Source organism: Providencia sp. PROV116, assembly GCF_028482485.1.
Lineage (GTDB): Bacteria > Pseudomonadota > Gammaproteobacteria > Enterobacterales > Enterobacteriaceae > Providencia > Providencia rettgeri.
This window is the reverse complement of record NZ_JAMPQO010000001.1, coordinates 247,183-267,082: the sequence shown is the minus strand read 5'-3', so window position 1 is coordinate 267,082 and position 19,900 is coordinate 247,183. Positions and strand designations below refer to the sequence as shown.

17 protein-coding genes are annotated in these 19,900 nt (G+C 38.8%); 6 read left to right on the top strand and 11 right to left on the bottom strand.

The annotated features are described in order from the left end of the window. Nucleotides 1-39: 39 nt before the first annotated feature. Nucleotides 40-213, bottom strand: coding sequence for a YciY family protein (locus PSE72_RS01330; protein WP_004254127.1), 174 nt, complete (start codon nucleotides 211-213; stop codon nucleotides 40-42). Nucleotides 214-501: 288 nt separating this feature from the next. On the opposite strand from PSE72_RS01330, the gene cls reads away from it, so the two are divergent. Further along, nucleotides 502-1,962, top strand: a complete 1,461-nt coding sequence (gene cls / locus PSE72_RS01325) for a cardiolipin synthase (protein ID WP_117162234.1) — start codon at nucleotides 502-504, stop codon at nucleotides 1,960-1,962. A gap of 22 nt (nucleotides 1,963-1,984) precedes the next feature. Further along, a complete protein-coding gene (locus PSE72_RS01320) occupies nucleotides 1,985-2,317 on the top strand; it encodes an HI1450 family dsDNA-mimic protein (protein WP_115167196.1) in 333 nt (110 codons plus the stop codon). A 78-nt stretch (nucleotides 2,318-2,395) separates the two neighbouring features. Here the strand turns inward: PSE72_RS01320 and oppF are convergent, their stop codons facing one another. The 7 genes from oppF to PSE72_RS01285 all read right to left on the bottom strand — a co-directional run bounded on the left by oppF (nucleotide 2,396) and on the right by PSE72_RS01285 (nucleotide 10,829). Then, a complete protein-coding gene (gene oppF / locus PSE72_RS01315; protein WP_198641111.1) occupies nucleotides 2,396-3,397 on the bottom strand; it encodes a murein tripeptide/oligopeptide ABC transporter ATP binding protein OppF in 1,002 nt (333 codons plus the stop codon). Then, nucleotides 3,394-4,383 (bottom strand): ABC transporter ATP-binding protein, encoded by a 990-nt coding sequence (locus tag PSE72_RS01310; RefSeq protein WP_004911130.1) that lies wholly within the window; start codon nucleotides 4,381-4,383, stop codon nucleotides 3,394-3,396. The genes oppF and PSE72_RS01310 overlap by 4 nt, the downstream gene beginning before the upstream one ends. Before the next feature lie 10 nt (nucleotides 4,384-4,393). Beyond that, entirely contained in the window at nucleotides 4,394-5,302 is a 909-nt protein-coding gene (gene oppC / locus PSE72_RS01305) for an oligopeptide ABC transporter permease OppC (RefSeq protein WP_004911132.1), read from the bottom strand. Between the two features lie 14 nt (nucleotides 5,303-5,316). Beyond that, the gene (oppB, locus tag PSE72_RS01300; RefSeq protein ID WP_004254116.1) at nucleotides 5,317-6,237 is read right to left on the bottom strand and encodes an oligopeptide ABC transporter permease OppB; all 921 of its coding nucleotides are present in this window, start codon (nucleotides 6,235-6,237) and stop codon (nucleotides 5,317-5,319) included. A gap of 71 nt (nucleotides 6,238-6,308) precedes the next feature. Beyond that, nucleotides 6,309-7,949 carry an oligopeptide ABC transporter substrate-binding protein OppA gene (gene oppA / locus PSE72_RS01295; RefSeq protein ID WP_115167194.1) on the bottom strand — a complete coding sequence of 547 codons (1,641 nt, stop codon included), beginning with the start codon at nucleotides 7,947-7,949 and terminating at the stop codon, nucleotides 6,309-6,311. Nucleotides 7,950-8,042: 93 nt separating this feature from the next. Beyond that, complete coding sequence (locus PSE72_RS01290; RefSeq protein ID WP_425029260.1) at nucleotides 8,043-9,656, bottom strand: ABC transporter substrate-binding protein; 1,614 nt, start codon at nucleotides 9,654-9,656, stop codon at nucleotides 8,043-8,045. A 528-nt stretch (nucleotides 9,657-10,184) separates the two neighbouring features. Further along, nucleotides 10,185-10,829 (bottom strand): YchE family NAAT transporter, encoded by a 645-nt coding sequence (locus PSE72_RS01285; protein WP_004254112.1) that lies wholly within the window; start codon nucleotides 10,827-10,829, stop codon nucleotides 10,185-10,187. Between the two features lie 482 nt (nucleotides 10,830-11,311). Between PSE72_RS01285 and adhE the strand changes: the two genes are divergently transcribed. Further along, complete coding sequence (gene adhE / locus PSE72_RS01280) at nucleotides 11,312-14,017, top strand: bifunctional acetaldehyde-CoA/alcohol dehydrogenase (protein ID WP_198641108.1); 2,706 nt, start codon at nucleotides 11,312-11,314, stop codon at nucleotides 14,015-14,017. Between the two features lie 198 nt (nucleotides 14,018-14,215). Here adhE and PSE72_RS01275 read toward each other — a convergent pair whose 3' ends face one another. Continuing rightward, entirely contained in the window at nucleotides 14,216-14,845 is a 630-nt protein-coding gene (locus PSE72_RS01275; RefSeq protein ID WP_115167192.1) for a thymidine kinase, read from the bottom strand. A 524-nt stretch (nucleotides 14,846-15,369) separates the two neighbouring features. On the opposite strand from PSE72_RS01275, the gene hns reads away from it, so the two are divergent. Beyond that, on the top strand, nucleotides 15,370-15,780 hold the full coding sequence (gene hns / locus PSE72_RS01270; RefSeq protein ID WP_004254106.1) for a histone-like nucleoid-structuring protein H-NS: 411 nt from the start codon (nucleotides 15,370-15,372) through the stop codon (nucleotides 15,778-15,780). 465 nt (nucleotides 15,781-16,245) lie between these two features. Here hns and galU read toward each other — a convergent pair whose 3' ends face one another. Next, a complete protein-coding gene (galU, locus tag PSE72_RS01265) occupies nucleotides 16,246-17,166 on the bottom strand; it encodes a UTP--glucose-1-phosphate uridylyltransferase GalU (RefSeq protein WP_115167191.1) in 921 nt (306 codons plus the stop codon). Between the two features lie 159 nt (nucleotides 17,167-17,325). Then, complete coding sequence (rssB, locus tag PSE72_RS01260) at nucleotides 17,326-18,336, bottom strand: two-component system response regulator RssB (protein WP_198641107.1); 1,011 nt, start codon at nucleotides 18,334-18,336, stop codon at nucleotides 17,326-17,328. Between the two features lie 125 nt (nucleotides 18,337-18,461). Here rssB and PSE72_RS01255 point away from each other — a divergent pair, with 125 nt between their 5' ends. Both PSE72_RS01255 and purU read left to right on the top strand, forming a co-directional pair. Continuing rightward, complete coding sequence (locus PSE72_RS01255) at nucleotides 18,462-18,941, top strand: YchJ family protein (protein WP_115167190.1); 480 nt, start codon at nucleotides 18,462-18,464, stop codon at nucleotides 18,939-18,941. Between the two features lie 94 nt (nucleotides 18,942-19,035). Then, nucleotides 19,036-19,884: a formyltetrahydrofolate deformylase gene (gene purU / locus PSE72_RS01250; protein ID WP_110731961.1), complete on the top strand. Its 849-nt coding sequence runs from the start codon at nucleotides 19,036-19,038 to the stop codon at nucleotides 19,882-19,884. The last annotated feature ends 16 nt before the right edge of the window (nucleotides 19,885-19,900 follow it).

Genomic DNA, 19,900 nt, shown 5'->3' with positions numbered 1-19,900 from the left:
CATACAAAGTGAAAAATGTGAGTGTACGCTGTAATAACCTTACTCAATCCATTGGGTAAAAAGCAGGGAATGTCGACGATGGTAAATATCAATTTTACGCATTGCATAGATGCGCATGTTTCGCCTTGAATGCCCTTCTAGCCAGCGTCTACGGCGACGTAGGGATTGTCTTAACATACGCCAACGCCCTACTTCATGCCTACTACGTCTCATTTAATTGTGTCCTTTTATCGTCTAAAAATTATTAGAAAAAAATATTATATTCCTTTGAAAAAAAGAACCAAGAGGAACTTTTTATGTGAGCTTAGAGTACAACATTTAATTTCAAATAGATAATATCACTATGCGTAACCATTTTTCCTTATGAATTACTCTATTTCACGAAGCTTTTACTGCAGAATTTTGCTAAATTCTATTAAGTTGATATTTTACTAACAGTTTTTTTAGCTAAACTATCTTTTTTTGAACCTTTTTTCTTATCAGTGAGGCATGTGACCCGTTATGGCAACCGTCTATACACTTATGAGTTGGCTTTTGTTCTTCCTATATTGGCTAATTATTGCAGCAATTACCGTCCGCATCTTAGTCAAAAGAAGGCCGGTCACCTCAGCCATGACATGGCTCCTGATCATTTATATCCTGCCATTAGTCGGTATTATTGCGTATGTCGCCTTCGGTGAACTTCACCTCGGTAAACGTCGAGTTGATAAAGCTCATGATATGTGGCCTTCTGTCGCAACATGGTTAGAAAATCTACGAAATTCAAAACATATCTTTGCCACTGATAACAGCCCCGTCGCTGAGCCATTATTTCAATTAGTTGAAAAACGCCAAGGCATTGCTGGGGTTAAAGGTAATAGGATTCAACTTTTAACCACTTGTGAAGATTCATTAAAAGCGATAGTCAATGATATCAATAATGCTCAGCACTCAATTGAAATGGTCTTCTATATTTGGCAACCAGGTGGTTTAGTTGACGGAGTTACCGAAGCATTACTCAACGCTGCAAAACGAGGCGTTAAATGCCGTATTATGGTGGACTCTGCAGGAAGTTGGCACTTTTTCCGTAGTGATTATCCCGAAAAAATGCGTGCTGCAGGCATTGAGTTTATAGAATCACTAAAAGTTAATTTGATGCGTTTCTTCTTGCGTCGAATGGATTTACGTCAACATCGTAAAATAGTCGTTATCGATAACTATATTTCATATACAGGTAGTATGAATATGGTTGACCCTCGTTATTTTAAACAAGATTCAGGGGTTGGTGAATGGGTTGACATTTTAGTGCGTATGGAAGGCCCAGTGAGTACCACGTTAGGTATTGTGTATGCTTTTGACTGGGAGATGGAAACTGGCCAACGCGTACTTCCACCACCGCCTGATAGTAATATTATGCCTTTTGAACAAGCGAATGGGCATACAACACAAATTATCGCCTCCGGCCCTGGCTTCCCTGATGAGTTGATTCAACAATCGCTGATGACCGCCATGTTTTCTGCACGCAAACAACTGATCATGACGACTCCTTATTTTGTGCCTAGCGATGACCTTTTACATGCAATTTGCACGGCAGCAATGCGGGGTGTTGATGTCAGTATTATTATGCCAAGGCAGAATGACTCATTCCTTGTCCGCTGGGCAAGCCGTTCATTTTACAGTGAATTATTAGCTGCCGGTGTTAAGATTTACCAATTTGAAGATGGCTTATTGCACACCAAGAGTGTATTAGTTGATGGCGAGCTCAGCCTAGTTGGCTCAGTCAATCTTGATATGCGCAGTTTATGGCTCAATTTTGAAATCACCGTGGTCATTGACGATAAAAGTTTTGGTAGCGATCTCACGTTAGTTCAGTATGATTATATTGCGCGGTCAACACGTTTAGAAATCGAAGAGTGGGAACAACGCCCTTTCTGGAACCGTGTCGTTGAACGCATTTGTTACTTCTTTAGTCCATTGTTATAAATTTAGTTTATTAGGAAAGGTCATGACTGAAATACAAAACACACCGTTAATCGATGAAGATGACATCATTGAAATCGCTTATGACCTTTTTCTTGAAGGGGCAATGGATAATTTAGAACCCGCTGACCAGTTAATTTTTGCGTTGCAGTTTGAAGAGTTAGGTGCGGCAGAAATTGTCCCCTTTAGTCATAATTGGCAAAGCATTATCAATGATAACATTGAATTAGCGCAATTTAGTGAAGTGGTTATCGGGTTAGCTCAAACTCCTGATGCCGAGCTAGACGATGTCTTTGCCCGCGTATTAATTAGCCGCCACCCTTCTAAACCGTTTCACCATATTCTGTGGAAAAAATAGGAATATCACTATTCAGATTATTCGATAAAAAACAGAGCACTTGGCTCTGTTTTTAATTTATTGGGCATCTATAACAAACTAAAGAGGGTCAATTTTCAAACAAGACACCGCATGTTTGAAACTCCCTTCTAATAATGGCCTGGTTTTTGCACACTCTTCATCGGCTAATGGGCAACGGGTTCTAAATACACAGCCTGAAGGCGGATTAATTGGCGATGGCAATTCACCTTCTAAAAGCTCTATCACCTTATTTTTTTCTTTATCGGGATCAGGAACTGGCACCGCTGACATCAATGCGCGTGTATACGGGTGCAGTGGGTTATTATAAACCTCATCATAGGTACCAAGCTCCACGGCATGCCCCAAATACATCACTAACACACGGTCAGAAATATGCTTAACAACCGCCAAATCGTGTGCGATAAATATGAGAGATAATTTCATTTCACGTTGTAATTCTTGCAATAAATTAACAACTTGCGCTTGAATTGACACATCTAATGCAGAAACGGGCTCATCGCAAATTACCAGTTTAGGTTCCAAAATCAATGCTCTTGCGATACCAATACGCTGGCATTGCCCTCCGGAAAATTCATGGGGATAACGGTTAATTAAGTTTGGTAATAAACCAACCCGCATCATCATTTTTTTCACTTTCTCTGTGATTTGTGATGGCGGCATTTTAGGATGATATGTTTTTAATGGTTCGGCAATAATATCACCAATGGTCATTCGCGGATTAAGAGAAGCCAATGGATCTTGGAAAATCATTTGGATATCACTGCGAACGCTGCGCCACTCTTTAGCGGTTTTACCTAATAAGTTCTGCCCAAGCCAACTTACAGTACCATCAGTCGCTTTCACTAACCCAATGAGCGCTCGAGCAAAAGTAGATTTTCCACACCCCGACTCCCCAACCACGCCTAATGTTTCACCTTCATATAAACGCAGTGTAACGCCGTCGACAGCTTTGAGGCTTTTGTTTGGCTGCCAAAACCACTGTTTTTTGTCTCTAATCTCAAAATGGACTTTAAGATCATTCACTTCTAACAATACTGGTCTATTTTCATGGGTACTCATACCAACTCCTCCAGCGGTTTAAAGCAGGCACGTAACCGCGTTTGACCAAAAGTGGTTAATGCAGGTTCTTGTTCAACACATTGCTGAACGGCGTATTGGCAACGAGGTGAAAATGGGCACCCTTTAGGTAAACGTAGTAAATTAGGCGGGTTACCGGGAATGGTCGCTAAACTCTCGTCATCCCCATCAAGGCGAGGAACGGCAGCTAACAAACCAAGTGAATATGGATGAGATGGCTGATAAAAAATATCCTTAGCGGTACCATACTCCATCGTGCGTCCCGCATACATTACGAGAACTTTATCACATACCCCAGCGACGACCCCAAGGTCGTGAGTAATCAAAATAATCGCAGTATCAAACTCGTGTTTTAACTCATTGAGCAAAGTCATAATTTGCGCTTGCACTGTCACATCAAGTGCCGTCGTAGGTTCGTCAGCAATTAACAACTTGGGTTGGCACAATAATGCCATTGCAATCATGACTCGTTGTCTCATTCCTCCTGAAAATTCATGTGGATACATATTCATCCGCTTACGTGCTTCAGGCATTTTAACTGCATCTAACATACGAACTGATTCTTCGAAAGCCTCCCTTTTACTCATGCCTTTATGTAACATGAGAACTTCTGACAGTTGTGTGCCAATTTTCAAATAAGGATTCAATGATGTCATTGGGTCTTGGAAGATCATTGAAATTTCTTCCGCTCGCATCCGGTTTAATTCTTTTTCTCTTAAATTCAAGATCTCACGGCCGTTAAATATAGCAGAGCCATTAATCTTGCCATTTTTGGCAAGCAAGCCCATCAGAGCAAAAGCTGTTTGTGATTTTCCTGAACCGGATTCACCAACAATTCCTAGCGTTTCCCCCGCACTTAATTCAAAGTTCAATTTATTTACGGCGGTAACGTCACCATCTTGGGTCGCAAATGTCACGCTGAGATCTTTCACGGATAACAGAGGGCTTTTCATTGGGTTATTTGACATATTATTCCCTCTAGCGATCTTTCGGGTCGAGCGCGTCACGCAGCCCGTCACCGATGAAGTTAAAACAAAATAACGTAATGACTAAGAAACCTGCTGGGATCAGTAGCAACCATGGTGTGACCTCCATTGAGTTAGCTCCATCACTTAATAAAGCCCCCCAACTACTTAATGGCTCTTGTGTGCCTAAACCTAAAAAGCTTAAGAATGATTCAAACAAAATCATACTTGGAACTAATAATGAGGCATACACCACGACGACACCTAAAACGTTAGGAACAATATGACGTAAAATAATCTGCCGTGTACTAACGCCACAAACCAATGCCGCCTCAATGAATTCTTTGCGCTTTAATCCGAGTGTTTGCCCGCGAACAATACGCGCCATATCCAACCACGACACCATCCCAATGGCCACAAAGATCAGTAAGATATTGGTACCAAACAACGTGACTAAGAGGATCACAAAAAACATAAATGGGAAGGAGTTTAAAATTTCTAATATCCTCATCATGATGGAATCCACTTTTCCACCCACATAGCCAGCTAATGAACCATATAAAGTTCCTACCACCACGGCAACTAGCGCAGCTGCAACGCCCACCATTAAGGAAATACGCCCACCAATCGCGACACGCACTAATAGATCTCGGCCTGAAGCATCTGTGCCAAAATAATGTCCAGTTGCCATATCAGGTGGCATTGACATCATTTCCCAGTCGGTATCATCATACAAAAACGGCGATAACATGGGAGCAAAAATGACAAACAAAGTAATTAAAAATAAGACACATAAGCTGAAAATTGCCGCACGGTTGTGCATAAAACGGCGCCTTGCGTCTTGCCATAAACTGCGCCCTTCAATATCGAGCTGCTCTGAAAAATTCGCCAGAGCTTCACTATTTTTTTGATTCGATAGCATCGTGTTTCTCCGACTTAGTAACGAATTTTAGGGTCAATAACTGCATACAAAACATCGACAATTGCATTAAATGTAATTGTCAGTACCCCAACTAAAATCGTTAAGCTCAATACCAGTGAATAATCACGATTAAGTGCACCATTAACAAAGAGTTGGCCGATCCCCGGCAACCCAAAAATAGTTTCAATTACCATTGACCCGGTAATAATCCCCACAAAGGCAGGCCCCATGTATGAGAGTACGGGAAGCAACGCTGGTTTAAGCGCATGGCGTAAAATGATAGTTCTTAGTGGTAACCCTTTAGCACGTGCAGTACGAATAAAATTAGAATGCATAATTTCGATCATCGAACCACGTGTAATACGGGAAATACTGGCGATATAAGCTAATGAAAGCGCAACCATGGGGAGCACCATATGTTTTAGGTTTCCGCCATCCCAACCACCGCCAGGAAACCATTTCAAATGAATGGCAAAAATCAGCACCAATAACGGTGCGACAACAAAGCTTGGGATAACAACTCCCGTCATGGCAAACCCCATGACTGTAAAGTCCCATTTGGTATTTTGGTTTAGTGCGGCTATCACCCCTGCGGATACCCCAAACAAAACAGCAACAATAAATGCCGTTGCCCCTAATTTTGCTGAGACCGGAAATGCTTTAGCAACTAAATCATTAACACTGTAATCCTTGTATTTAAATGATGGACCAAAGTCACCTTTGGAAAGCTGAATTAAATAATTAAAATACTGCTTATACATTGGGTCATTTAAATGATATTTAGCTTCAATATTTGCCATCACTTCCGGTGGCAATTTCCGCTCGCCAGTGAACGGACTCCCTGGGGCTAATCGCATCATAAAAAATGAAATGGTAATCAAAACCAAAAGAGTCGGGATGGCTTCTAACAACCGACGAAAAATAAATTTCAACATCGCTCTTTCCTACTTCTATTGCCTAAATAGGCGAATATCTGGCTCCAATAAATGGAGCCAGAGCAACTGTATTAGTGTTTAATAATGTATAAATCTTTTGTATGCAGGTTATCTAATGGGTCTTTCCCACTATAACCACCGACATAAGGTTTCACTAAACGCGTGTTAACATAGTAGTAAAGAGGAACAATACCGGAGTCTTTATCGAGTAATTTTTCGGCTTGTTGATAGAGTTCTGCACGTTCATCATCTGTTTTGACTTGCAATGTTTTTTTCATCACCGCATCAAAATCTGTATTTTTATAATGAACCGTATTATTACTGCTGTAGGAAAGTAACATATTCAGGAAGGAGGAAGGCTCGTTGTAGTCGGCACACCAGCCTGCACGCGCGACATCATAGTTACCTTGATGTCGGCTATCTAAGAAGGTTTTCCACTCTTGGTTCTCTAGTTTCACTTGCGCGCCAATATTTTTCTTCCACATAGAAGAAGCTGCGATGGCAATACGCTTATGTAAGTCTGAGGTATTATACAACAGGTTGAATTTTAATGGGTTGGCTTTGTTATATCCCGCTTCTTCTAGCAACTGTTTCGCTTTTTCATTACGCTGCTCTTGGGTCATATTCGCATACCAATCCGGTTTTTCTGTTTTCATACCGCTGGTAAATGGTGGTGTGAAACCATATGCAGGAATATCCCCTTGCGCTTTGACCTTATAAGTAATCGTATCTCTATCCATAGATAGCTTTAACGCTTCACGAACACGAGGGTCATTAAACGGCGGTTTTTCATTGTTAATTTCATAATAGTAAATACAGAGATACGGGTTTACACGTAACTCATTCGGCATGTTTTGTTGTAAGCTTTTAAATTGCTCGATAGGTAAGTTACTGTATGTCATATCAATTTCACCACTTCGATAGCGGTTAACATCAGTAACTTCTGAAGAAATAGGTAAAAATGTAACTTGATCAATAACCGTATTCGCATTATCCCAATAGCTTGGGCTACGTTCTAATACAATGCGCTCGTTTACCGTCCAATCCTTTAATTTATATGCTCCATTCCCCACAAAATTCTGTGGCTGCGTCCATTTAGCGCCATGTTGTTCAATGACTTTTTTATTGACTGGCGACATAGATGAGTGCGCTAATAATTTAGGAATATAAGGGACGGCTTCACTCAGTGTAATAACTAGGGTTTTATCATCAAGGGCTTTAATACCAAGTTCTTCCGGCTTTTTCTTACCCGCAATAACATCGTCAATATTCTGGATGTGAGCATATTGCAAATAACTTGCATAAGGCGATGCGGTATCAGGGTCAGCCAATCGTCGCCAACTATACACAAAATCCTCTGCCGTGACAGGGTCACCATTAGACCACTTAGCGCCATCACGAATTTTAAATGTCCACTCTGTAAAATCTTTATTTTCCCAGCTGGTTGCCGAACCAGGTAAAATTTCACCATCAGGCCCCACTATCGTGATCCCTTCGAAAAGATCTCTCGCTAAAGCGGATTCAGGCACCCCTTCAATTTTATGTGGGTCCAAAGATTGAGGTTCTGAACCATTATTACGAACCATTACCTGTTTTTCTGCCAGTTCAACACCAGCAGGAACCGTTGCAGCAAAACTTGTTGCTATAGAGCCCATTGCCAGCCCAGCCGTTACGCTAAGCGCAATAATCGATTTATTGATTAACTTACTCATCTTATCGGTTACTCCCATACATAATTATTATGATTGTGTGTTGATACATGTTCACCCAGTAGATGAACACTTTTTATAATTATTTAGATATTATTAATTAGGTTCACTTATATATAACCGTTTAATATCCGTATAATCAAGAGGGTCATTACCTTTAAATCCACTAACACTCGGTTTTATCATTCGAGCACTGACACGATAATAAACAGGAACAATAGCCGAATCCTTGTCTAGCAAAGCTTCCGCTTGTTGGTATATCGTATGACGAGATGAAGGATCTGGTGCAATTAACGCTTTCTCAAGTAAGGAATCAAAGTCCGGATTATTATAAAAAGAGGTATTATTACTGTTTTGAGACAGCATCATGTTCAAAAAGGCGGTTGGTTCGTTGTAATCTGCACACCATGTCGCCCTAGCAACATCGTAGTTTCCTTCATGACGACTTTGTAATGATGTTTTCCATTCTTGGTTTTGCAACGTAACTTGTGCGCCAATATTTTTCTGCCACATGGATGCCGCAACAATAGCTTGCTGCTTATTTTGATCTGAAGTGTTGTACAGTAAAGCAAATTTCAATGGGTTTTCTTTGTTATAACCGGCCTGTGAAAGCAAATCTTTTGCTCGTTGGTAACGTTGCTCCGCCGATAAATTTGCCCAATTAGGTAATGTAAAATTGCCATTATTAATAAAGGTTGGTGTAAAGCCATAAGCGACTTTTTGCCCTTGAGCAATAATTTTATTAGTGATTGTTTCTCTATCTAACCCTAGTTTTATTGCTTCACGCACTCTCGGGTCATTAAACGGCGCTTTTTGATTATTAATTTCGTAATAGAACGTACACAAATAAGGCCGAACATATAACTCATTAGGCCTTTCTTGCTGCATTTTTTTATATAAAACAGGTGGGATTGCAGAATTAGATATGTCAATTTCACCACTACGATAACGATTAATATCGCTCACTTCGGAACTAATCGCTAAAAAGGTCGCTTGCTCAATACGGCTATTCTGGTTATCCCAGTAAAATGGATTTCGCTTGACAACAATACGTTCATTTACCACCCAGTTATCCAATACGTATGCCCCGTTCCCAATAAAATTTTGAGGCTGGGTCCATTTATCGCCATGTCGTTGAATTGCAGATTTATTCACGGGTTTCATAGATGTATGGGAAAGCATATCTACAAAATAAGGCACAGGGTGGCTAAGCGTTACTTGTAAATGTTGCGTGTCAAGCGCCTTCACTCCCAGCGCTGTTGCTGGCATTTTCCCTGCTAAAATTGCACCTGCATTTAAAATATATGCATTTTGTAAGTAACTAGAGTAAGGCGAGCCGGTATTTGGGTCAGACAAGCGTTGCCAGCTATACACAAAATCTTCAGCAGTTACTGGCGAACCATCACTCCACTTTGCATCATCTCGTAAAGTAAAAATCCACGTTGTGAAATTTTCATTACTCCAACTTTTAGCAACGCCAGGAACCGATTTACCGTCTACATCGGTATACACCAGGCCTTCTAGTAGGTTTAATATCACATTGCTTTCTGGCACCCCTTCCACTTTGTGGGGGTCAAGTGAAGTCACTTCTGAGCCATTGTTAATTGTAATAACCTGTTTTACTTTTTCCGTGGCACTTGCCTGTAACGTAACAAATAATAAAGAGAGTACACCAAAACCAAGTGTTGATTTGAACATCCTATCCCTCATGATTCATTGATGGTGCTATAACCTCACTAGCAACCTTCTTTATGCTTATATTTAAGCCCTAGTACCGCTATTTCCTTATGGGCAATCCACTTAATGAACTCAAACAATTAAAACAATTAATTAACATTTGCTAGTTAAAAATTTTAAGTAAGTTTTAAAAAAACAGAGGCTATAATTACAATTCACTTAAATTACAATAAGTTGATGAAGCATTGGTTATATACTATAAGATAGCCCCCAAGCACATTTCCAAACATATCATTAACAAACACCAATTAAAATAGTGAATAAATTTACGTAGCTCACAATTCCTTACTTTTTATCCCTATTTTAGCAATAAATGCCACATATAATTACAGGTATCATTTTTTTAGACGTGATTATTGATAGCCAAAATTTTAACCAGCCAATTAAAGTAAAGAGAAATATGCTATCTGAATAGCAAAACTGATATGTGTGATACGAGGGAAATTAGCAGTAGGTATGGCTGCAAATAGGGCCGATTTGCAGCCATAAAAAGAAATGAGATTACAATAGGCCTGGGAATATAGCCTTAACACCCGTCACTATAAACTCTATTCCCAGCGACATCAGTAATAACCCCATGATACGAGTCACTACGTTGATCCCTGTTTGGCCTAAGTAACGAACCAATAAAGACGCTGAACGAAATAATAACCAACAACAAAAGGCAAAAGCGATACTCGTCAATGCTAGGCCTAAAAAGTTTTGCCAACCATGCCAACGAGATGACCATACAATACAAGAACTTATTGCACCAGGCCCCGCCATTAAAGGTAAAGCTAAAGGTACAACACCAATGCTATCCCTAACCGCAGTTTCTGTTTTTTCTTGCTTGTTCTGTTTGTCTTCACCAATTTTACCGCTAATCATTGACATCGCAATTGTGACGATCAAAATCCCCCCTGCAATACGGAAGGAATCAATTGAAATACCAAATAATTGCAGTATAGAGTCACCAATTAATAATGATGTACATAAAATGATCGCAACTGAGGTATTTGCAATGGTGTTAGTCTTATTTCGCCCGGCATTACTTTGATAGTTTGTCATACTAATAAACACAGGTAATATGCCAACTGGGTTTACAAGTGCAAATAAACCAATAAAAAATTTAATATAACCCGATAAATCAAGTAATGCGCTACTCACCCATTCATTTCCTTAAGCAATTCTCTTTAGAGATTCATTGATACCTTTCATAATTTTACCACCGATGTTATTAATTTCCTTGAGTAAAACAATATTTTCTTTAACTTGCTAAATTTATTTAATATTTAGTTAGATAGACATAGATTATCTGCACAAATTGTTTTGATAATATTAAATTAAGTAATAGATGAACAACATTTATTCAACTTGTGCATAAATACACGTGCTGAAAGGAGTCAGCTTAGCATTTTCGTGATTTAGATCACTTTATTTAATTACCGTTTTGTTAATCTACTCTTAACTGATAGACAGAGCTAATTAGGATATTAACTCAATATTGAATAAGGTTTTTAAGCCAATAAGCGATGATGAGCAGCGTTATTATAGATTACATCTATACTTTCATCTTTAAGCATTTCTTCGCTCTATAGATGCATTGCTCATTGGCTTAAAAAGTTTAACATTTATCAGGAGTAATCTATATGTCCGTAACTAACGTTACCGAACTCAATGAACTCGTTGCTCGTGTCAAAAAAGCTCAACGTGAATTCGCAACTTTCTCCCAAGAAAAAGTTGATGAAATCTTTAGAGCTGCTGCCCTCGCTGCTGCTGACGCACGTATCCCCCTAGCAAAACTTGCTGTCGAAGAATCTGGAATGGGCATTGTTGAAGATAAAGTGATCAAAAACCACTTTGCTTCAGAGTATATCTACAATGCTTATAAAGACGAAAAAACCTGTGGTACGCTATCTGAAGACCCAACATTTGGGACAATTACGATAGCTGAGCCGATTGGTATTATCTGTGGTATTGTGCCAACAACTAACCCGACTTCAACCGCAATTTTTAAATCACTCATTAGCTTAAAAACACGTAACGCTATTATTTTTTCTCCGCACCCTCGCGCCAAAATTGCTACTAACCGTGCAGCACAAATCGTGCTGGATGCTGCTATTGCAGCGGGTGCACCAAAAGACATTATTGGCTGGATTGACTCCCCTTCTGTTGAGCTATCCAATGCCTTAATGCACCATCCTGATATAAACCTGATTTTAGCAACAGGTGGACCAGGCATGGTGAAAGCCGCTTATAGCTCAGGCAAACCCGCAATCGGAGTTGGTGCTGGTAACACCCCTGTGGTGATCGATGAAACGGCAGATATTAAGCGCGCTGTCGCATCTATTTTGATGTCAAAAACATTCGACAACGGAGTTATTTGTGCATCTGAACAATCCGTTGTGGTCGTGGATGAAATCTACAGCCAAGTTCGTGAGCGTTTTTCCAGCCATGGTGGCTACCTGCTACAAGGAAAAGAGCTTAAAGCAGTTCAAGATATCATCTTAAAAAATGGCAACCTGAACGCTGCTATTGTTGGTCAACCTGCCTATAAAATTGCCGAAATGGCCGGTATTAGCGTGCCAAAAACAACTAAAATCTTAATTGGTGAAGTAAAAGCCATTGATGAATCAGAACCGTTCGCTCATGAAAAACTGTCTCCATTATTAGCCATGTATCGTGGTAAGAATTTTGAAGATGCAGTTGCAAAAGCGGAACAATTAGTTGAAATGGGAGGAATTGGCCATACCTCTTGCCTATATACTGACCAAGATAACCAACATGAACGAGTTAACTATTTTGGCCAAAAAATGAAAACTGCGCGCATTTTAATCAATACGCCAGCGTCACAAGGCGGTATTGGTGACCTGTACAACTTTAAATTGGCTCCATCTCTTACACTAGGTTGCGGTTCTTGGGGTGGTAACTCCATCTCTGAAAACGTCGGTCCAAAACACCTTATCAATACCAAAACTGTGGCGAAGAGAGCTGAAAATATGTTGTGGCATAAACTTCCGAACTCAATCTACTTCCGCCGTGGTTGTCTACCTATCGCCCTTGAAGAGATTGCAACTGACGGTGCAAAACGCGCCTTTATCGTAACCGATGGTTATCTATTCAATAATGGTTATGTTGATGAAGTCGTTAGCGTTCTCAAAAAACATCACATTGAAACTGATGTTTTCTTTGAAGTTGAGGCAGACCCGACATTAACGGTTGTTCGTAAAGGTGCAGCACAAATGCAAGCATTCCAACCTGATGTCATTATTGCATTAGGTGGTGGTTCACCAATGGATGCGGCTAAAATTATGTGGGTTATGTATGAACACCCCGAAACTCATTTTGAGGAATTAGCATTACGTTTCATGGATATACGTAAACGTATCCACCGTTTCCCTAAAATGGGCGTTAAGGCAAAATTAGTTGCTATCACAACGACCTCCGGTACGGGTTCAGAAGTGACTCCATTTGCGGTAGTGACTGATGATAAAACAGGCCAAAAATATCCATTAGCGGATTATGCATTAACACCAAATATGGCAATTGTTGACGCGAACTTAGTCATGAATATGCCTAAATCGTTAACTGCTTTTGGTGGTTTAGATGCTGTCACCCATGCGTTGGAAGCTTATGTTTCTGTTTTAGCAAATGAATTTACTGACGGACAAGCACTTAAAGCCCTGAGTTTATTAAAAGATTATTTACCCGCCAGTTACCACGAAGGCGCTAAAAACCCTGTTGCAAGAGAACGTGTACATAACGGAGCAACACTTGCGGGTATTGCATTTGCAAACGCCTTCTTAGGTGTCTGTCACTCAATGGCTCACAAACTTGGTTCAGAGTTCCATATTCCTCATGGCCTTGCGAACGCATTATTAATTTGTAATGTTATCCGTTTTAATGCTAATGATAACCCAACAAAACAAACTGCGTTTAGCCAATACGATCGACCTCATGCACGTCGCCAATATGCAGAAATTGCAGATCATTTAGGGCTCACTAAAGTTGGAGATCGGACTGCTGAGAAAATTGAAAAATTACTCGCATGGTTGGAGGAAATGAAAGCTGATTTAGGCATTCCTAAATCTATTCGTGAGACTGGTGTAACTGAAGCCGACTTCTTAGCCCGTGTAGATAAACTTTCTGAAGATGCATTTGATGACCAATGTACAGGAGCAAACCCCCGCTATCCTTTAATCTCTGAAATTAAACAGTTATTACTGGATTCTTATTATGGTCGTGAGTTTGTTGAGCATCAAGATACGCCTGTGATTGATAAAGAGGAAAAAAAAGCGCCTCAGAAAAAAACAGCCGTAAAAAAAGAAGTAGAAAAGAAAAACGCTAAGAAATAATGTGTTAAACATTATTTAAAATAAAGGCACTACAATTATTGTAGTGCCTTTTGTTTCACTATTTGAAATGGATGACAGCAAGAATACATAAAATCAATATTATATAAAATAATTTAACCCACTGAGTTGATTTCATTAACTGCCGTAATAATCCGATAACCGAAGCCTATTTTAGTCCCTACACCAAAATATTTCTGCTCATCGAAAATGAAGTGGCTGCTTAGGTATAACGCCCTCATTCATCAACTGAGCTTGTTTTATTGCTTCTGAATAGTGCTTACGACAAACAGAGATATACTTTTCATTACCACCTATATCGACTTGTAGGCCTTCATAAACAGGTATCCCATCACTTCCTATACGTAATACCTTGCTCGCCTTACGCCCGCAATAGCAAACCGTTTTTAGCTCAACTAATTTATCAGCCCAAGCAAGCAAATATTGACTCCCCTCAAATAATTGCCCAGCAAAGTCGGTACGCAATCCATAACATAAAACCGGAATATCCTCGTTATCGACTATGTCACATAATTCTTCAACTTGTTTTTTTGTTAGAAACTGACATTCATCAATAAGAACACAATGTACTTTTTGTACACTATTTTCTTTTTTGATCAGCTCAGCCATATTCGTTGTCGTTGAGTATAGTAACGCTTCCGCGGATAACCCTATTCGCGATGAGACCTTTCCTTGTTCAAAACGGTTATCTATCTCTGCCGTAAAAATAACCGTACGCATCCCTCTTTCATTATAGTTATACGATGATTGCAATAATGATGTTGATTTACCCGCGTTCATTGCTGAATAATAAAAGTAAAGCTGAGCCATTTGGCTGTTCCCTCAAAATTAATATACATAATAATTTTACCATAAAACATACTTGAGGATTAACAATATTGATGTCCTTTACTTATTGAAAATTTAACTTTTTTTTGGTTCAACTTGTACCTTATTGCAAATACTGCTTAGCTCATATGCAATAAAAATCAATTTGATATTAACTATAAACAGTTTCAACTAAAGCACATTCCGCTAAAAAACATCATCAAAAAAAGAAAATTTAAGCCAGACCTTCCCTTCAATTCATTCCGAGTAAAAGTAAAATGAGACACGCCTCTTCTTTTTTGAATTATTTAATCACTAAGATTTTGGCTTATTCCTATTTTTCGTTTAGCTCAGTTATTGATAATAGCTATATATATATCTACGAAAAGTTTATTTTTCTTTTGTAAAAAAATTGCATTCGTTAAAGATTACTTTTAAACTAAGAAAGTAATTTAGCTATTGCAGAATTTAAAATAGCATTCTATTATTACTGTACACATGCCAACAAATAATTTGAGACCAGGAAAATGAGCGAATCATTAAAAGCGTTAAATAACATCCGTACTCTTCGTGCTCAAGCTCGCGAAGTAACTTTAGAATCTTTAGAAGAAATGCTGGAAAAATTAACTGTCGTTGTTGAAGAACGTCGTGATGAAGAGAGTCAGGCTCGCGCGGAATTAGAAGAACGTAACCGTAAATTGGAAAAAGTTCGTGAAATGATTCTTGAGCAAGGTGTCGATTTAAATGACCTTCTGCAAACCATGGACTCAGGTAAAAGCACTAGCACCCGTGCTAAACGTGCTGCACGTCCAGCTAAATATAAATATGTTGATGAAAATGGCGAAACTAAAACTTGGACAGGCCAAGGCCGTACTCCAGCGGTAATCAAGGTTGCCATTGAAGAACAAGGCAAATCTTTAGATGATTTCTTAATCTAATAGCCTCAACATGTATTCTAAACACCCTTTTATAAGGGTGTTTTTCTTTAAACCTTTATATATTATTTTATATTAACCTCTACTAAGAAAAAGCGCTTAGCTATTATACCCCCCTTTTTTAGCACTAAAGCCGCATAACTACCGCCCCACTTCAATTAACTGTTCTGTTTAAGCCTTTGCGCTGTATTACACTACCAATCAAATAATCATGATAAATAAAAAAGAGTAGTAAAGATATGTAAGCTTAATTAGATAAACTTAAATATTGTTCAGTGATTTTATTTATGTAATGGGGTTCTATGTTAATTTTTGTACACCTCTCACTTATAATTAGTAGCAACTAAACAGTCTAAATCAGAGCGATACGCCTTAATACCTGACGTTTATTGTTAATAATTTATTTTTTCACGCATAAAAAAGGCTAACAAATTAAGTTAGCCTTTAATAAAAATTTATTGTGAAATTTTATTTTGCTGTATTCAATGACGCTGATAATTTCTTCAACCACTGAGTAAACTCTTCACCCAACGCATCATGCTGCATTCCATATTCAACAAATGCTTTCATATAACCTAATTTATTTCCACAGTCATGACTTTTACCACATAAGTGGTACGCCTCTACAGGCTCATTATTTTCCATCATTAATGCAATAGCATCAGTTAATTGTATTTCATCACCAGCACCGGGAGTTGTTTTAGCTAATGCATCCCAAATCTTTTCAGATAAAACATAACGACCAACAATAGATAAATTAGATGGAGCTTCTTCACGTTTTGGTTTTTCAACCATACGAACAATTCTTTTGCTATCCCCAGGTGCTAGCGTTTCTCCACTGCAATCCACAATACCATAGCTAGATACATCTTCTTCAGGGACTGGCTCAACTAAAATTTGACTTGCACCTGTTGATTCATATTGTTCGAGCATTTCACGCAAGTTAAATTTAGTTAAATCTGTACTGTAACGGTCTAAAATGACATCAGGTAAAATAACCGCAAAAGGTTCTTCACCGACTAACGGTTTAGCACACAAAATTGCATGCCCTAATCCTTTTGCTATTCCTTGTCGCGTTTGCATAATCGTTACATGACTTGGACAAATAGATTGAACCTCATCCAATAACTGGCGCTTAACACGCGCTTCTAAAATAGCTTCTAACTCAAAGCTTGTGTCAAAGTGGTTCTCAATGGAATTTTTTGATGAATGTGTTACTAAAACAATTTCATTGATCCCCGCAGCAATACACTCATTAACAACATATTGAATAAGTGGCTTATCGACTATTGGCAACATTTCTTTTGGAATAGCTTTTGTTGCAGGAAGCATACGTGTACCTAAGCCTGCAACGGGGATTACCGCTTTACGCACCTTGCGCTGTGTCATTTTTATCACTCCAGATATCATCCTTGCCTCTCAAATTTCACTAAAGTATCAAGAGGCATTTTAAGTGCGCAAAAGTATATCAGGAAATATTTATGAATAAATAGCGACGAGTCTGAATAGAGTTATTTAGATGACACATGCATGCATTTTAGACATTAATTATGTCTCCGGGTTAAACATAAGTTTTATTTTCTGGCTATTATTACGAATTAAACACTGCCAAGCATTTCCTTTTACCTCTAAATGGTTAGATTGATAAAATTTAAGTGTACCTAAAGGAAGACTTCTTGGTAACTTAACATGCGTATTTTCTGTCGTTATTTCCGCTTCTAAGCCCGCACTCGCCATTATAATTACTTTATTCTGTGTATTAAAATACCCCAATAAGAGAGGAAATTGCCCACTAAACCCCGAATCCTCTAGTAAATAATTTATTTGATTAATAATCCTATCAATATTCGGTAATTTTTTTTCTGGGTAGCTTACCGCACTTTTTAATAGGTCATTGAACACAACACGAATCAAAAAAGCAGCCATAATACCTTCTTGGGGAGAGCGCTCAGTGTCAATGCAGTAAAATCCTATTTGGCTGTCTGAAATAGCGGCTAAGTCTAATAATAAGCCAAAGCGGTTGGCTTCATTAAGTTGGCGATAGTTAATTCGGTAATTATTTATAATTTGGTTTACTGGCGGTTGTAACTGCTTCAACACCGTCAACATATCTTGAGTATGCTCTTGCATTAATGTAGAAATCTGATGAAGTTCCTCTCCCATTAGCTCTGTTAGGTTATTTTTCTCAGGATACAGTGCAGAAAGGAGGGTCACTTTAACTTCATCTAAATTTTTTATTGGCTTAAGCAAAGCATCTTTTGCCCCTAAACGAAACATTCTATCTAACTGAGTAAAATCGGTTGTTGCTGTAATCACAATGACTGGAATATCGATATTACGAGCAACCAACTCTCGCATAAACGCTTCACCATTCATTATCGGCATATTAAGGTCACATAGAATGATATCAGGGGTGATACCGTTTATTGTTAACATCTCTATTGCTAATTGACCATTATCTGCGGTATAGATCTCAATACCCAGCGTTTCGAGGTAATTTTTTAAAATTGTACAGAAGGTGATTTCGTCTTCTATTATGAGTACTTTTCTATTTTTCATAAGATACCTACTGCAAAAGCCTGGTTTAATTAACAATACAATTATTCATACGATAAAATCATTTATTCGCCATCATTTAAGTATAGTGACTTTTCAATCTTATACTTATTTTTATAGAGAGTGTTATGAAATCACAAGAAGAAGATAGGTGTTGCTGTGGCAACGAAGCACAATTTGAACAATGCTGCGCCCCTTTTTTACAAGGAAAATCTATTCCACAGACGCCTGAACAGCTTATGCGCTCCAGATATAGCGCTTATGTTCACCAAAATGCCGATTATCTGATTAAAACATGGCACCCGGATTGCCATGCTCAAGAATGGCACCAAGAAATTGTAAATAGTTTTTCGAAGACACGCTGGTGTGGTCTTCGTGTTATTAGTTCTTCTTATGCTAAAAATCCCGATGAAGCTTATGTCGAATTTTCGGCTTGCTTTATTGATGAAAAAGCTGATCATAAGCAGCTTATTCATGAACGTTCGCGTTTTATTAAGATGGATTCGTGTTGGTATTATATAGACGGTATTACCCCAAAAATCGGTCGTAATGATTTATGTCCTTGTGGCTCTGGTCAAAAATATAAAAAGTGTGGGCACCCAGACTAATTACCCTTTATTTAATGCCTGTCTAATGAGACACATTTAATACTCAATCTGTCGTTTTTTATATCGCTTTGTTAGTTAAGGATTAGGCTGCTTCATGCAACACAAAATTGTACAAAAGAAAATTCTCAGGACAATTTGCCCTGACGCGAAAGGATTAATCGCGAAAATCACCAATATTTGCTATAAACACCAACTCAATATCGTACAAAATAATGAATTTGTTGATCATCACACTGGCCGTTTCTTCATGAGAACTGAGTTAGAAGGCATTTTCAACGATGAAACATTATTAGCGGATCTCGACGATGCATTGCCTGTTGGGTCTCAACGTGAATTAAACACTGCAGGCCGGCGTCGTATTGTCGTCATGGTAACCAAAGAAGCACATTGTCTGGGCGACCTACTCATGAAAAGTGCTTATGATGGCTTGGATGTTGAAATTGCTGCTGTTATTGGAAACCACGACACGCTAAGAAACTTAGTCGAACAATTTGGCATCCCATTCCACCATATTAGTCATGAAGGCTTAACTCGCGAACAACATGACGAAAAAATGACAGCACAGATTGACCAGTATCAGCCTGACTACGTTGTGTTGGCTAAATATATGCGCGTATTAACGCCCGCATTTGTTCAGCATTATCCAAACCAGATTATCAATATTCACCATTCGTTTTTACCTGCCTTTATTGGTGCCCGTCCTTATCACCAAGCTTATGAGCGTGGCGTAAAAATTATTGGTGCTACAGCGCATTTTGTTAATGACAGCCTTGATGAAGGGCCAATCATTACACAGAACGTGATTAATGTAGACCATACATTCACAGCGGATGATATGATGCGTGCTGGACGTGATGTTGAAAAAAATGTACTAAGCCATGCCCTTTACTGGGTTTTAGCTCAACGTGTATTTGTATATGGTAATCGCACCATTATTTTATAAGCCAACATAGTGGCTT

What these genes read in the sequence shown, in the direction of transcription:
- PSE72_RS01330 (WP_004254127.1), bottom strand. Translation starts at nt 213, where the DNA reads ATGAGACGTAGTAGGCATGAAGTAGGGCGTTGGCGTATGTTAAGACAA.
- cls (WP_117162234.1), top strand. Translation starts at nt 502, where the DNA reads ATGGCAACCGTCTATACACTTATGAGTTGGCTTTTGTTCTTCCTATAT.
- PSE72_RS01320 (WP_115167196.1), top strand. Translation starts at nt 1,985, where the DNA reads ATGACTGAAATACAAAACACACCGTTAATCGATGAAGATGACATCATT.
- oppF (WP_198641111.1), bottom strand. Translation starts at nt 3,397, where the DNA reads ATGAGTACCCATGAAAATAGACCAGTATTGTTAGAAGTGAATGATCTT.
- PSE72_RS01310 (WP_004911130.1), bottom strand. Translation starts at nt 4,383, where the DNA reads ATGTCAAATAACCCAATGAAAAGCCCTCTGTTATCCGTGAAAGATCTC.
- oppC (WP_004911132.1), bottom strand. Translation starts at nt 5,302, where the DNA reads ATGCTATCGAATCAAAAAAATAGTGAAGCTCTGGCGAATTTTTCAGAG.
- oppB (WP_004254116.1), bottom strand. Translation starts at nt 6,237, where the DNA reads ATGTTGAAATTTATTTTTCGTCGGTTGTTAGAAGCCATCCCGACTCTT.
- oppA (WP_115167194.1), bottom strand. Translation starts at nt 7,949, where the DNA reads ATGAGTAAGTTAATCAATAAATCGATTATTGCGCTTAGCGTAACGGCT.
- PSE72_RS01290 (WP_425029260.1), bottom strand. Translation starts at nt 9,656, where the DNA reads ATGAGGGATAGGATGTTCAAATCAACACTTGGTTTTGGTGTACTCTCT.
- adhE (WP_198641108.1), top strand. Translation starts at nt 11,312, where the DNA reads ATGTCCGTAACTAACGTTACCGAACTCAATGAACTCGTTGCTCGTGTC.
- PSE72_RS01275 (WP_115167192.1), bottom strand. Translation starts at nt 14,845, where the DNA reads ATGGCTCAGCTTTACTTTTATTATTCAGCAATGAACGCGGGTAAATCA.
- hns (WP_004254106.1), top strand. Translation starts at nt 15,370, where the DNA reads ATGAGCGAATCATTAAAAGCGTTAAATAACATCCGTACTCTTCGTGCT.
- galU (WP_115167191.1), bottom strand. Translation starts at nt 17,166, where the DNA reads ATGACACAGCGCAAGGTGCGTAAAGCGGTAATCCCCGTTGCAGGCTTA.
- rssB (WP_198641107.1), bottom strand. Translation starts at nt 18,336, where the DNA reads ATGAAAAATAGAAAAGTACTCATAATAGAAGACGAAATCACCTTCTGT.
- PSE72_RS01255 (WP_115167190.1), top strand. Translation starts at nt 18,462, where the DNA reads ATGAAATCACAAGAAGAAGATAGGTGTTGCTGTGGCAACGAAGCACAA.
- purU (WP_110731961.1), top strand. Translation starts at nt 19,036, where the DNA reads ATGCAACACAAAATTGTACAAAAGAAAATTCTCAGGACAATTTGCCCT.